We start from the raw sequence: 329 nt of genomic DNA, 5'->3' as shown, positions 1-329 counted from the left end.
CGATGGACAAAGATGCGCGCCTGCGCCGCTACCGGCACATTCGCGATTTCGAGCTGATGCTTGCGGAAAACGGCACGACGATCATCAAATGCATGCTGCACATTTCGAAGGACGAGCAGCGCGAGCGTTTGCAGGCACGCATCGACGATCCGACCAAGCACTGGAAATTCGACGTCTCCGATCTCGACGCGCGCAAGCTGTGGGACAAGTATCAGGACGCATACGAAGAAGCGCTCGCAGCGACGTCGACGGATTACGCGCCGTGGTACGTGATTCCCGCGGACTCGAAGACGCATCGCAACGTGATGGTCGGTGAATTGCTGCTGCGC

General features: G+C 59.0%; 1 pseudogene. It reads left to right on the top strand.

Annotated elements, in window-relative coordinates:
* A pseudogene (locus SB753_RS35780) lies at positions 1 to 329 on the top strand (polyphosphate kinase 2 family protein); the annotation flags it as partial.

It is taken from the genome of Paraburkholderia sp. SIMBA_053 (genome assembly GCF_046534895.1).
Taxonomy (GTDB): Bacteria; Pseudomonadota; Gammaproteobacteria; order Burkholderiales; family Burkholderiaceae; genus Paraburkholderia; species Paraburkholderia caledonica.
This window is presented reverse-complemented; position numbering and strand designations above follow the sequence as displayed.